Annotated in this window: 8 protein-coding genes; all 8 read right to left on the bottom strand. The window is 37.7% G+C overall.

Translation table 11 applies throughout. The features are described 5' to 3' along the window. Nucleotides 1–18 precede the first annotated feature (18 nt). Nucleotides 19–1,809, bottom strand: a complete 1,791-nt coding sequence (locus tag HHX25_RS20315) for a RagB/SusD family nutrient uptake outer membrane protein (RefSeq protein ID WP_169677231.1) — start codon at nucleotides 1,807–1,809, stop codon at nucleotides 19–21. A gap of 10 nt (nucleotides 1,810–1,819) precedes the next feature. Then, the gene (locus tag HHX25_RS20310; protein WP_169677229.1) at nucleotides 1,820–4,978 is read right to left on the bottom strand and encodes a SusC/RagA family TonB-linked outer membrane protein; all 3,159 of its coding nucleotides are present in this window, start codon (nucleotides 4,976–4,978) and stop codon (nucleotides 1,820–1,822) included. Between the two features lie 39 nt (nucleotides 4,979–5,017). Then, nucleotides 5,018–6,898 (bottom strand): FISUMP domain-containing protein, encoded by a 1,881-nt coding sequence (locus tag HHX25_RS20305; protein ID WP_169677227.1) that lies wholly within the window; start codon nucleotides 6,896–6,898, stop codon nucleotides 5,018–5,020. A 38-nt stretch (nucleotides 6,899–6,936) separates the two neighbouring features. Next, the gene (locus tag HHX25_RS20300; RefSeq protein WP_169677225.1) at nucleotides 6,937–8,850 is read right to left on the bottom strand and encodes an FISUMP domain-containing protein; all 1,914 of its coding nucleotides are present in this window, start codon (nucleotides 8,848–8,850) and stop codon (nucleotides 6,937–6,939) included. Nucleotides 8,851–9,551: 701 nt separating this feature from the next. Beyond that, nucleotides 9,552–10,430 carry a T9SS type A sorting domain-containing protein gene (locus HHX25_RS20295; RefSeq protein ID WP_169677223.1) on the bottom strand — a complete coding sequence of 293 codons (879 nt, stop codon included), beginning with the start codon at nucleotides 10,428–10,430 and terminating at the stop codon, nucleotides 9,552–9,554. 482 nt (nucleotides 10,431–10,912) lie between these two features. Next, complete coding sequence (locus tag HHX25_RS20290; protein ID WP_169677221.1) at nucleotides 10,913–13,888, bottom strand: T9SS type A sorting domain-containing protein; 2,976 nt, start codon at nucleotides 13,886–13,888, stop codon at nucleotides 10,913–10,915. A 211-nt stretch (nucleotides 13,889–14,099) separates the two neighbouring features. Continuing rightward, nucleotides 14,100–14,855, bottom strand: coding sequence for a fibronectin type III domain-containing protein (locus tag HHX25_RS20285; RefSeq protein WP_169673983.1), 756 nt, complete (start codon nucleotides 14,853–14,855; stop codon nucleotides 14,100–14,102). Beyond that, on the bottom strand, nucleotides 14,852–15,313 hold a 462-nt coding region (locus HHX25_RS20280; RefSeq protein WP_169675207.1), incomplete at its 5' end, for a T9SS type A sorting domain-containing protein. The genes HHX25_RS20285 and HHX25_RS20280, both read right to left, overlap by 4 nt.

The following is a 15,313-nucleotide window of genomic DNA, read 5'->3' as shown; positions in this document are numbered from 1 at the left end:
TCATTAACTGTTAATATATTACCATCCAGGGTTTTGGGTTAATTGAGGCACCTCAAACACTTCCAGGTCACTTTGCCTTAATGGGTATCTGTACATTCTATCGTCGAAAACTCTTTCTCCTTGACCGATTAAAAATCTTTCGTAACGAACACCTGTTGGTTGCGTGGCATCATCGATAATTAAAACACCATGGAAATCTTTTCCATCTAATTCCTCTTTTGCCGTTCTCCAACGCAGCATATCAAACCAAGAGTGGTACTCAAAACACAGCTCAACTCTAAATTCATTTCTAACAACTTCGCGGAATGATGCCTCATCGGCTGTAAATTCTGGCCTAACATCAACATGTCCAACCCTATTACGAATCGCATTTAAAGCATCAACAGCTGTTAGGGATGCTCCTGGAGCTGTGGCATTTGGATTCCCATAGGCTTCATTAACAGCTTCTGCATAATTTAAATAAATCTCCGCCATTCTTATATAAGGTGCATTTACATACAAGGTTCTGTTATAAGCTTTATTATTATATTTCTCAGGAATAATTTTTCTTGCGAAATAACCTGTTGCTGAATTACCATAAGTTGAACTATTAGGCGCTGTACGATCTTCACCTAATGGGGTCGTTCTCATATCCATTCTATCATTTTCAGATACCTTTGGGAAAGGCGCATCATGATATAATATATCTTTATAAAAACGGGGGTCTCTATTGGCATATGGATCTTGATCATTATAATTTGAATTCGCGTGATTGATTGGCCAACCATCTGCTGTTTCAAATCTATCAACAAGTTCTTGCGATGGCGAATAACCTGCATCGCCATTTATGTTTCTCCAAAGCCAGCTAAGTCTATATAAATCTCTACTTGCCGAGATTGGCACATTATATCTAGGCCATACCCCTTCAATAGTACCTGGTTCTGTATGAAATATATTGCTATAATCTCCTTGGTATAAACCAACCTTATCTGAAGTTTGAGACAGACTTATTAAATCCCAGGCAGCAGCAGCAGCCATCTCCCATAACTCAGTATCCTTTTGGTTATTGGCAGTATAATTGGGGCTAGCCGCCGTTGTTAATGCTCTAGATTTTAATGCCATGGCAGCCGCTTTACCCATGCGCCCCATATGAACAGGGTCGTTAAGATAGCTTACCTCTGGTAAAACTTGAATAGCCGCATCGCAATCTGCAACAATATCTGTAATCAACTCGCGATATGTTGGTCTAGGAAGGTTTAAATCTGTTTCTGGTACAATTTTAGTTTTGATGTAAGGCAATGCGCCCCATCGCTTAGACAATTCATGATAAGCAAACGCTCTAAATAGAAGCGCTTCTCCTTTTACTTGATCAATTTCATTCTGGGGCATGATGTCTGTAGTTACCTCATCAATTCGATCAAGAATATTGTTAGTTACATAAACAAGTTCCCAATTGGAAGACCAAGCATCATAAAAATCTGGGTTAGCAAAAGCTTCATTAATTATTCCCATATAATCTCCTGCCAATACCGAACTGTGTACTTTAAGCGGTCTTTTAAAAATGATATCTCCTGAAAAGACCTCTACACATCCATAGTTCTTTCCTCTCCCTGCTCTAAATCTATCAGGGTGAGTAATTCTAGTCTCAAATATCCAACCCAATGTATCATAAAGTCTAAATGCAAAACTATTTATTGCAGCTCTATCTCTCCAAACCTCATCCTCTGTAGAAAACCCAGTACCTTCTTCCGTTCTATCTAAATAATCTTCACAACCTGCCAATAAAAAGACAGATAAAAAAAGTAATATGTATTTATTATATTTTATCATAATCTATATTTTAAAAATCAATGTTTACACCAAAAATGAATCGTCTAACCAAAGGATATTGACCGTATCCACCTGAAACGCCATTCCCTCCCTCAGGATCTCCAAAAGGAACTTTAGACCAGGTGTATAAATTTTGACCAGATAAACTCAACCTCATAGCCTCTATTCTTAAGGCCTTTTTCAAGAATTCAGATTTAATACTATATCCTATACTAACATTTTGTAGTTTAAGATAGGATGAATTTATCGTTGTTTTGTTACTTCTTACTTCATATCCCTGAGAAGTAGGCGTATGTCCCAATGCTGGAAATGCTGCATTAGGGTTTCCTGGACTCCATCGGTCTAAATGAATTGTTTTTGCCTCTAACAATGTAGAATTGAAATTAGGAAATAGATTGCTGGAATGATAAGTCACACCTTCTTTTCCAAAGAAACGTACACTAAAGTTAAACCCTTTATATTTCAAACCACTATTAAAAGCATATACAATTTCAGGTTGGCTTGTTCCATCAAGCGGTATATTATCGTTAACATCTATTCTTCCATCAGCATTAAAATCGGCATAAGAGTAATGCCCAGGGATTCTTAAGTTACTAATTTCTGGCGAATTAATGGCTTCTTCAAAATTATCTATAAAACCATTACTCTGATAACCTGATAACCAACCTATGGGCTTTCCAGCGTTTTTTCTATAGTCTGGTGTCAACACTCTATCTCCTCTATATATCATTCGGCTATCAGCCAATGTTACATGACCACCGAAAGAATATTCTAAACCACCTGCAGTAAGATGTCTATAGTTAGCCTCAAACTCAAGGCCATGGCTTTTAGCTGATCCCTGATTTACTTGCGGTAAATCTACCTTACCTTGATCCCTTGTTCCTAGACTAGGCTGAAAATAGGATGGTACTGGCAGTGTTATAGCAATACCTTCTCTATGTTCTTTAAACAAATTAAGACCTAAAGTTAAATCGTAATCAAACAATTGTACATCAAAACCTAAATTATGCTTTACAGAAGTCTCCCAGGTTGCATCTGGGTTTGCTATTTTAACCTCTGCCCATCTTGGTACTTCCGAATTTGCTGGAAATCCGAACACCGCTTCACTTAAACGCAAAGATGTCGTGCTATACCCGCCCAAGAAATCAAATCTAGGTGAGTTTTTATAAACCCCTGTCTCTCCATAACTATACCTCACCTTAAAAGTATTTAACCAAGGTAAATTATCTTGTACTATTTTTTCTTTTGCTATGTTCCAACCTGCAGCAAATGCTGGATAGAAACCATAACGCTTACCAGGTGCAAAACGTTCTGTACCATTATAACCTGCTGTGAATTTAACTAAATACTTATCGTTATAGTCGTAATTAAATATCCCAGCTACATCTTCACTATACTCAGGCAAACTACCAACACTTCTCTCTCGTTCTGTACGGTTAAAAACTCCAACAAGTGCGACGTTATGATCTCCAAATTTACGTTGGTAATTTAATTTAAACTCATAGTATATGTTTCTTGCTACCCCACTAAAATTTTCACCACCTGAACTTCTAAATCTCGGGTTAGCTCTATAATAAGATTGGTTTTTTTGACCTCTCCATGATCCATCAAGTGGATCATACAACCATAATTGAGGCGAAAAACCTTCCGCTTTATTATAAGAAAAAGAGGTACTATAATTAAACTTTCCTGAAACATTTAACCCTTTGGTAATGACATCCAAATTCTGGTTCAAACCAATTTGAATATCTACCACATCTCTCTTAAAACGTCTCATACCAGAGTAATTAAGCGCTTGATATGGGTTTTCCTGAAATGGTGTTTCTGCAATGGCTGAACTCAAACGAAATTCTTCTGGAAATGGCGCCAATGGATCTGGATGTGACAGCAAAAATTCTTTTGGATAGTACAATGGAAATAGGTAAGGCGTCGCCTCATCTATAAACTTAAATAGGTTACTGAAATCATTTCTACCAACGTTTGTATTAGGCGTTTTTCTTATTTCTGAACGCCCAGAAATATCAACAGATAATTTGGTTGATTTACTAATGTTAAAATCTAAATTTGTTCTAAAGTTAATTTTATCAAACGTAAACTCTGGATCATAATAACCATTAAAATCTTCAGATTTTAAAATATCTCCTACATGATTGATACTAAGCGAACTAAAATACTTAACAAATTTAGTACCACCTCTTACATTAATTCTGGCATTAGACTCCCAACCGATATCTCTTATTAAAGCATCGTACCAGTCTACATCAGGAAATTCATAAATATCCCTATTTGGATCTAAAAAAGTATTTATATAACGCTGTGGTCTTAAATCACTGTACTGTCCAGAGTTTTTTATGGCTTCTTGTCCTAAAGTCAAGACCTCGTATGAAGATAATTGATCTGGGATATCTGTAATAGACTTCGCGGTTACACCTCCTCCAACACTTACTTTTGGAGCGCCTTCACGACCTCTGTTTGTTGTTATTAATATAACACCATCTCCCCCACGCACACCGTAAACGGCTAAAGATGCAGCGTCCTTTAATATGGATATGGAAGCGATCTCACTAGGATCTAGTTGTGAAAATCCTCCTGTGGCCTCCACACCATCTATCAATATAAGTGGTGAGTTATCTCCTCTAAAACTGGTAACCCCACGAATTGTTATTTTAGCATCATCTGCACCTGGTTGCCCTGAAGGTATCTCTGTATAAACCCCTGGTAACCGATCTTGAATAGCCTGAGACATATTAGTAAGACCAGTTTCTTTTAAATCGCCTCCAGATACGGTCGCTACAGCACCAACAACATTTGCTTTTTTAACTTTATTATATCCTAAGATAACCACTTCTTCCAAAGATTCTAAATCTGGCATCATAGTAACATTAATCACCGTTTGTCCATTAACAGGTATCTCTTGGGTTACATAACCAACGTAAGAAAAGATTAATTTGTTTTTAGAATCTACGGTAATGGAATACTTTCCATCAAAATCTACAACAACACCATTCACCTCACTACCAGATGTAGATGAAGCCACTATAGTAGTCCCTACTAAAGGCATACCCGTTTCGTCTAATACTTCTCCGGAAACCTTAATATTTTGTGCCTCCAATAGTTGCCCCATGAAAATGACACAACAACTTAAGAAAAATTTTATTCTATAATTCATATGTTTTAATTAGTTTGTTTTAAAATAAATTTCATTTTCCTAATCATTTTTCACCAGTCGAATACCAAACATTCTAGTATGCGCATTACCTTGATTGAACGATCTATATTTATCTGGATATACTTCCCATGCATTATTACTGCCCGAATTATCAAACCAAAATGTAGTTCTTCCTTCTTCGACAACATAACGGAAACCAGCTGGTCTTCCTGCATTAAAATCGTTATAACGATATCCAGCCATAACAAAATTGGCCCCATAAGGATCTGTACCCCCATACCATTCATCTAGTAAGTCTCCTGCCTGAGGTATATAATTTTGTAACGTTGAAATATCAGATCCCTTAGGAACATGCCAACCATCTGGCGCTATATCTGCTTTAGGTACAAGGCTTGAATATACGCGTCCATTATCACCATCTGCCCAAACATCGGGGAATCCAGGTACTGGTAAATCATGATCATCATAATACAGTTCGGTAGACGATGCTGTAATAGGATACGCATCACTTGAAGGTTGAATAACCTTTATCAAATCTGTTCCATCTCTTAGCTTTTTAGTACGTAAGTTTTGAGACATCCAAACTTGTGTCCCCAGTCTCACCCAATTATAATCCAGTGACTCCGTAACCCTAACATCGGTATAAATACCCGTCATTTGAGGTGTGAAAGCTACTGGGAAGGAGTTTGTTTCACCACCACTGCCGTCTTTTGCTACAACAAGAGCATAGTATGTTTTTACATCTGTAAGATCACTTGGTATCTCACTGTTCTTCACTTTATACTCTGTTTCTGTTATATCGCTAGCTACAATATTAACTGGCGGATTCACCGTGTCTATGTATACATCATACGATGTTGCTCCTGCCGCTGCATCCCAAACCAATACTTCATCCAACGACAAAACATCTTCAACGGCAAATTCATGAATAGCTGGAAAACCAGGACCAGCCCCTATTACTGTAAAACCAGAAATTTCAGATTCTGTAAAATTGCCAGATGGGTCTTTTGCTACAACATACCAATAATAAGCTGAGTTAGCATCTAATGCAGTTGTCGTAAACTCGCTAGTAGTTACTGTAGCCACCAAGGTAGCTGGTGTGTTTTGCTTATCTAAATAAACATCATAACTTACAGCATCACCTTCTGGATCGGTAACATCTGTCCAATCTAGTACTACACCAGACATAACACCTGTTTTATCGACTGGTGCTACAATTAGAGGTTCATCTGGAGCACCCGTTCTTAATTTCTTAAATGAACGCACTTCACTTGAAGAATCGTTAATTAAATCTGAAGCATTAACCTGCCAATAATAAACCTCTCCTATTTCTAAAGTAGAAGCATCGACAACAAACGATGTGCTACCATCATCAATAGTAGCTATAACGTCTGTTGGTGGATTTGTTTTTCCCAACAATACTTTATAACTTATTGTTTCTCCTTCTCCAGCTGTTACAGCTTCCCATTCAAAAGTTAGAGCGTCACGTACAAAAACATCTGTGTCTGGGCTTGTTAAGTTTGGTGCATCGGGAGCAGGAATGGATGTAAATTCCCAAATATCACTTTCCCTTGACTCTAGGCCATTCTTTGCAACAACCCTCCAATAATATACTTCATCTTTAAGAATCTTATAATCTGTTAGGCTGTAGTTTGTTTCTTTTAAGTTTTCCGCCTGCAAAAACAACTTCGTGCTGTCCAACCCCATATAAAAGTCAAACTTTAAAGGCCGTGCATTTGGATCTGATGCTTGCCATTCAAATGACGGCGCTATATCTATTCCATTAGCTTTATCTGTTGGAGAAATTAGCGATACGCTTGGTTTTTTTTCTACAAAAGCACCATCATCATCTTCACAAGATATAAGCGTCGTGAAAACCAAGACCACTGTTAATAAAAGGATCTTATTTATATATTTCATAATGTGTATGTTTTTTATTTTAAAGTTCATTTTTTGACTTAATCTTTAACCAATCGGATACCAAACATTCTGTTATGCTCATTACCCTGATTAAAAGTTCTATAGTTACCATTAGGATATAATTCAAAAGCATTATTAGATCCTGAACCATTAATCCAAAAAGCGACCCTTCCTTCTTCAACACCATACCGGAAACCAAAAGGTCTTCCTGCATTAAAATCATTATAGCGATAACCTGCGATAACAAAGTTAGCTCCGTAAGCATCTGAGCCTCCATACCACTCATCTAATAAATCGGATGCATTGGGGAAATTACTTCTCAAAGTTGATATATCACTATCATTTATAACATGCCAACCTTCTGGAGCTATAAGTGGCTCTCTTCTTACTCTACTAGAATAAGCTCGCCCGTTAGATCCATCACTCCATGGTGAAGTAAAAGTAGGATGTCCAGCTATAGGACCGTTATCTACTGGGTGTTCATCATAAAACAACTCCGTAGTAGAACCTGTAATGGGGTAATCGCCACTTGTTGGCTGAACAACCTTTGTCAAATCGTCACCATTAGTTAATTTTTTAGTTCTTAAGTTATCAGACATCCAAACCTGTGAACCTAATCTAACCCAATTATAGTCCAGTGACTCCGAACCTCTCACATCGGTATAAACACCTGTAAGTTGAGGTGTAAAAGATATCACAGAAGATTCTGCTTCACCATCCACATTTTTCGCAACAACACGTGCATAATATGTTTTTGTCGCTACAGTTATATCACTAGGAATATCTCTAGGGCGAACTATATAGCCTTCACCTGTTACATCACTAGCCACTTTAGTTGTAGGCGGGTTCATTTCGTCTATGTATACATCCAAAGTAGCAGCTCCCACTACTTTACCCCAAACTATAGATTCATCTAGTGACATCGTACCATCTACAACTTCTTCACTAAGCGTAGGCGTAGCAGGTCCGCTAGAGCCGACGTAATCAAAATTAAAAGTCTCGGTGCTATAGGAATTTCCAGAAGCGTCTTTAGCAACAACATGCCAATAGTAGGATGTATTTTCCACTAAATTGGATGTTACATTATATTCAGAATCACCAGAGAAACTAGCGACTATATTAACTGGCGGATTTGCTGTATCTAGGTAAACATCATAAGTAACTGTATCTCCCTCAGGGTCTGTTGAATCTGTCCAATCTAGAATAACATCGCCATCTCTTTGAAAAAGAAGTGTATTATTTAAAGGAGCTACTATAGTTGGTAAATCTGGATAACCTCCTAACAGTTTTTGGAACGTACCGACTTCACTCATCGACGCATTTAACATATCCGAAACTTCTACTCTCCAATAATAAGTATCAAATTCGGTTAATTCAGGACCATCGTAAGTAAAGGTTCCTGTACCTTCAACGGTTCCAACAAGTTCTGTTGGCGGATTATCTTGCCCTAAATATATTTTATAAGTTAAAGCTTCATCTGTAGCCGCCGGCAGTGGTTCCCATTCAAAATTTAAAGGATCTCTACCAAAACCAATAGGGCCAATTAATACGGGCTCAGATAATGCCGGCGATGTTGTAAAACTCCAAACATCACTCTCCTTTTCATAGATACCATCTTTAGCTACTACTTTCCAATAATATTTATTCCCTTTTAATACCGTATTATTGGTTATTCTATATTCAAGAGCAGTAATATTTTCTGCCCTTAAACCTAATTTATTTTCTTCCGTTCCAATATAAAAGTCATACTTAAATGCATCCACATTATCACCAGATGCTGCCCAAGTAAATGTTGGATTAAAACCTACAGATTGCGTATCGTCAGCAGGAGACTGAATCGCTACATCAATGTTAGGTATTACAACAGTATTATTATCATCATCTTCGCAAGAAATCACAAAAAAGGACAATGATAACATTGTTATAAGAAAAAGATTCTTGATATATTTCATAGTTGTTTTAGTTTAAATTATGTTCATTTTGTTAGTTGTTATTTTTAATTTCTTTGTACGTATTTTAAATTTTATTAATACATTCTTAACATCATAAAATAAGATAGTCTTTACATTTGTTAATATTTTAATGTAGGTGTTTGAGGTAGAATTTAAAAGGGCACAAAAATTAAATATAAAAACTACTTTTAGGGAGACACATTGAGAGACTTTAAATTTAGTTTTTAGATTGAAATGTTTTTCAAATATGATATTAATACTGTTATTTTATCGGGTACATATATTCCTTTTTAGTAAATATTTTGTTCATAATGTCTTGGAAAGCATTTAATACACTCGTTAGATCGCATTTTTAACTTATTAAGAACAATTTTAATTTCAAATTAATATCACTAAAATTCCCTTTATAAATTATATGATCATCTTGATTTTGAAATATTAAAAATCAGTTTTTTTACTGATAGTTCGATTTAATATATAATGGTTTTTCTTCCTTGTATAAAATTCACATCATTATTATCAAAGCAATTATTTTTTGCTTGAATTCATTCCTTTCCAAATAAACCCTTTTTAAGTAAATAAAGGAAAACGAATAGCTATTATCGTAACACAAATAGCCATCTCATCCTTTATTTACTAAAGAAGGCAAGGTGTTATTATATTATTTATAAAAATATGGTATAGGCCGATTGAAAAAATGTCTATTTAATTATAACTTTGGATACAAAAGAGCCTATTTTGACTAAATAAAGACCTGCAGATGGAAACACATTATAGTCTATAGACACATCACTTCCCCCCATATTAGTCTTATAAATTTCTTTGCCTATTACCGAATACACCTGTACCAATTTATTAGAGTCATTACTAATATTAGTTAATGAAATCTTTAACTGGTTCCCTGCTTGTAAAGGATTTGGGCTAACAATTAGTTTATTAGCTTTTAAATTGTTAGTAGACAACGTAGAAGTTCCCGCTAAACGGATTTCCATAAACTCAAGAAAAGTGTTAGCTCCGTCACTTGCTTGATCTATTCTTATTGAAGTCGCATTTTGCAACATTGTTGCTGAAAACCCTTGAGCTTCGAAATCCATTCTGGCATGGTTATTATCATCAATCCCATCGTTATAAATTGATTCTGGTATCCCCACCCAAGTGTGTGTCTCGTCTGGACTAACTCCATCAGATAAGGTTATTTTCAAATTAGTAAACCTGTCAAATATACCAGAGTTTGTTCCATTATAGTTTCTTCCATAAAAATCCATATATTTTATAGTAGTATTGGCTGGTATAACCAAATCACAAGACCACCAATTATCTGCTGCAGTTTCCTTTGGCAGGTAATAATTATCACTATGACTAGCATTGGTATCTGGCCAAGGGTTTGTTGGACTATCTGGATTATAAGCAAAATTATCATTACGATTATACTCTGGATCATTTCTTTGAGATGCATAGTGTGCTTCTCCCGACGCTGCTGTATCTGCAGTTAAAGGCACTACAACCAACTGTCCAAAAGACATTTGGCCCATTAGTAACGCCGCTGTTATAAAAGTTAATTTGCGTAAAGTTTTTTTCATAATTTTAGTCTTTTAAGATTAGTTTAAAAATTCATTTCACAATAAAAAAGGTACTTTCTTTACTTTATTGTTACTGTAAATATCACAAACTTTATAACAGACTTTAGTATCTAAAATGTTCTAAAAGGGGTTTAAAATGTTCAAAACGATACAATTATCAAAATTGACTTATTTTTCTTTCTTTATACTTCGTTAAATAACAACTATAACCCCCTTTAATATGCTTCAAAATGATATTTAGCCAGAAGTTCTATCGTTTACTCGAATAAAATATATGCTTTTGCATATAAAGATTAAAAAAGAATGAGCAAATAAAGTACTTTAAATATAATGTACAATATAACTGCTATAGTTTACGTATAAAAAAACTGAAAGACTAAGTCTTTCAGTTTTTCAAATTTCATTGATAGTCGTCAATATCTTTTTGGTAAACACTAAATCAAGCGATCCTTATTTTAGGTAATGAAATTATAATTATAGTACTATTTCTTTATTATTTTCAAAACCTTTGGCTTGCCTCCCCCCATTTCTATAGCAGCAAAATAGATCCCAGCAGGTGCGCCATTTATATCCAATGATACCTGGCCGTTGTTGACTGGGTAAGCCTTTGATGAGACCAATTGCGAAAACACATTGTAAACAGACACCGTTACATTTTTAAGGGGCATGGATAACGCTATAGCAAACTCCCCTTTTGTAGGGTTGGGGGATACTGAAACGATACCGTCTATGGTCTTGCTAAGTACACCCTCACAGGCCTCACTTGTTTTTACCTCCACAACATCACCATATCCTGCGTTTACAGAAAAGGAAGTCGAAGAAGTCTGAAAGACCATTTCGTTGTTTACATAAACATCGAAAGGAGCTGTACCCTCTGTAATGTTAACAGCTACTTTTCCAGAATCTGTAATTGCCTTACCTGTTACCGAAGTACCAGCCTCTACATCTAGACCATAACACTGGGTGATGCTACTCGTTGTATTGGTAATGCAAAGCTCGTAAGTACCTGCAGAGAGATTTTCTATAAGCCATTCGCTAGTAAAGTTGATATCGGCTCCCCCATCAAGATTGGCAATGTAGCTTCCAGCATCCCTTGCCTGGATCTTTATCTGGCCGTTAGCCTTGTCTAGACAGGTCTCCCCAGTGGCTTTTACCGTATAGCTGTCATCGCCTGTTTCCTCTATGGCTCCTGAACATGGTACCGATTTATAGATTTCTGCTCCTGAATTATAGTATAAACGATCGTTAATGGTATTAAAATCGTAAGCAACACTATTATCATGTGCTGGTTGTCCATCAAATCTTTGCTTTACTTTTTGACGATACTCATTCTTGTCTGGTACAGCACATCTATATGCATCCAGATACAATCCAATATTATCAAACGGAATATTTGGAGCATAACTAGGCCTTGGCTCTTTAAATTTTAAATTTAGTGTGCTTGGGTTTTCAAATATAGCTAATGATACGTCTTGGTTTCCAGATACTGTTTCAACACTACCACCAAGGATGTTTCGAGAATTCCCATAAAACATATTATCTTCATAATTAGATGCATATGGTTTAAATGAATTATTATTATTAGATGTTTCTAAAAGACTTTTCAACTTTGGGTAACGTTGATACCAAAAATCATTTATCAAATCTGACCAATTATCAGTTGTAACAGTACTTTCCCAGCCTGTAACACCAATCTCTTTTAACATTCTACCTATGTAATTGCTTTTATCGTTTGAGGTGGGGTTTGTAGATAAATAATTCATAGCCGTAGTATAAAAACTCGTAGATGCATCACCATTTCTAATTCCCCTATAGCCTTCAAGCACGACATTTCTAACAACAGAATGCCCCCCTCCTTTATTCATCTTAAGTACTTCCCATCCTCCTTTATACGTCACGTTTTCATAGACTTCTTCTCCAGCATCTAAATCATCAGAGAAAAAAGAAGCTCTCCCCAATAACTTAGGCACACTCATAATATGATGTACAAAATTATGTCTTATTTTATTTCCGAAAGACCACATCGCATTACCTGTGTAAAATGCACCACCATCACCCTCTTCTATACCTACATTAAATGCTTCATTAAGCTCTATAATGTGGTCTACACCCGTATGCGTTACTGGCTGTCCGTTCATGTTATGGATCAAGTTGTTTCTAAATATATTTCCTGCTCCTGTTATACCACATGCCTTCCCGTAAAAATCTTTTGAATACACCTGAGTAAAGTGACAGTTCTCTATAACATTATTACCATATTCGACCGATGTTGGTGTTATTTTACCACCATACAACCTACTATTGTTAGGCACATCGTAAAAATCGCAACTCTGTACCTTACTGTTCCTTACATCATGCCAGAAATTTACCGATGTAAGTGGAGCTGCTATAAATCTAAATGTAATGCCAGCTACCAATATATTCTGACTGGTACCCTTAACATTGATAGCTCCTTGTCCATTATTTCCAGATCCAATATTCTGGATCGTCATTTTTTTTATCTCGATATCTTGCCCATCATTTATTTCAAAACATTGCGGTCCTGCCCAAACACCGATTGACGTGTTGTTGTTGATTGTTTCAATTGGCCAGATATACAACCTAGAATCCGTAGGATCGTAGTACCATTCCCCTGGCTCGTCCAGTTCGCACAAAAGGTGATAAAAAAACAAACGGCTTACTTCTGCGGGGCTCCCCGCCCCCGTTCCATATCTAGAACCGTTTCTCAATTTTATACTGCCAGACGCACTTACACTATGAACTATATTGTCTTCCTTAAGCCAGTCGGCTGAAATATAACCCCTTGTCTTCATTTTTTTCAATCTGCCCAATTCGACACCCCACTTTGAAGCATCTATGGTTTCTCTAAGCTGAAATTCTGGCCCCTTAGGAGCACTCTCTGTACCCGACTCAGCTATACTCTCTCCTGTAACCGTACTACGGTTCATATGTGCAAACCCTATATTAGGAAACCGGGCAACCGTACCCATTTTATCATTTATTGAAATCTGGGCACTGGGTTGATCCAAAAGGGTCTGCAATTCGGTATCTGTAATCACTCTTGAGAAAACTTTACCCTTAGCATTATTATGTAATTTAGCCAATAAATTATCTTCGGTTACAATCTGAAACTGCTCTGGATTTATAAATTTACTGCCATCGAAGATTACTTTTTCATCTTGAAAGCCACTAAAAGAGACTCCATTATCCTGAGAACCCAGCTCGCATGTTGTATCAAAATAGTAACGCCCTCCTCTAATAAATATATTTTTGGCTCCCGTACTTCTTGCTTTGTCCCTTGCCCCTATTAAAGTAGCTAACGGATTATTGATCGATCCGTCATTACTGTCATTACCATTGGTAGCAACATATAGATCCTGAGCAGTAACGCCTATGCTCACACAAAACATAAACAATAAAAGCAGGAAACGTGATCGTATTTCTTTTTCTATATTCATAAAATTTAATTTTAACATAAGTTAATAGTCACATTATATTTTGCAGTCTATCTTAGACTGATTATTATATTGTATTATAGATTTTATATATAAAACATTTGATTTTATATTTTCCACGAACCTCATCATTCTAAAATTCATAGGAAACCAATGAATCAAAGAATTTTACATGCTCTCGAGAAATTCTTTTTATAATTATCTATGATTCATACTAATTTGTTGTGAAGCTCCATACCTGTCCAATGGTTATGCCCCCCTTGCCATCCTTTGCAACGACCTTCCAGTAGTAAGTGGTCGCGGCCGCCAGTGAGGAGGCCACATAATCCTTGCTCGGGTGGTCTGCCACCACCTTGGTGGTCGGTGACGGGTCGGTGTCCAGATAGATATCGAAGGTCAGGCTGTCGCCGTCCACGTCCGTTGCACCCCACATCAGTGACGCCGAGGTCCCCTGTACGGTCCCGTCCATTTCTGGCTTCTGCAGCGAAGGGGCGAAGGGCAGGTGGTTCTCCTCCCCAAAGCCTTCCGTGTAGAGCTGGAATGCCGACGAAAAGTCGCTCGAGGCATTCTTGCTGTCGCTCGCCCTCACCCGCCAGTAATAGGCCTGGTCCCTGTCCAGAAGGATGGTCCTGCTGGTAGCGGTTATGTTGTTGACGCTGTGTGTTATCTGTGTGAAGGCGGCATCCAGGGACACCTCAATGGTATACTTTATGGCATCCTCCTCCGCATCGCTCGAGGCCGACCAGCTGAACTCAAGGTTGTTGTCTATGCACAGCAGGTTGTTCTCGGGGGCCGACAGCACGGGTACCGTTGGCGCATTGTTGCCTGTCGGTCCCGGGTCTGGTCCTGGGTCTGGGCCTGGCCCAGGGGCATCACTGCCGCCGCCGCAGGCCGTTACTAAAATTCCGATCATCGTAATAAACAAATACTTTTTCATGGTTGTTCTTCTTTTTGTTGTCTTTTTCATCATTTCTTGATTATTTTTAAAACCTTTGGTCTGCCGTCCCCCATCTCTATGGAGGCAAAATAGATACCAGCAGGCGCGCCGTTTATCTCCAGTCCCACTCGGCCGTCGCTCACGGGATAGCTTCCCGAGGAGACCAGCTGGGAATAAACGTTGTAGACGGACACCGTAACATTTTTGAGTGGTGCGGGCAGCGCTATGGAGAGCCCTCCCTCTGTCGGGTTGGGGGACACAGAAACAATACCGTTCATGGTCTTGCTGAGCACGCCCTCGCAGGCCACACTTGTTTTTACCTCCACCACGTCGCCATAGGAGGCATCAACGGAGAAGGCGGGCGAGGATGTCCGCAGGACCTTTGCGCTGTTCACGTAGACATCGAAGGGCGCCGTGCCCTCGGAGATGTTCACGGCCACCTTGCCAGAGCCCGAGGTCGTCTTGCCCGTTACCGAGGTACCCGCCTCTAT

This window comes from Flavivirga algicola (genome assembly GCF_012910715.1).
Taxonomy (GTDB): domain Bacteria; phylum Bacteroidota; class Bacteroidia; order Flavobacteriales; family Flavobacteriaceae; genus Flavivirga; species Flavivirga algicola.
Note: the sequence above shows the minus strand (reverse complement) of the source record. Positions and strands in the feature narration are given on the sequence as shown.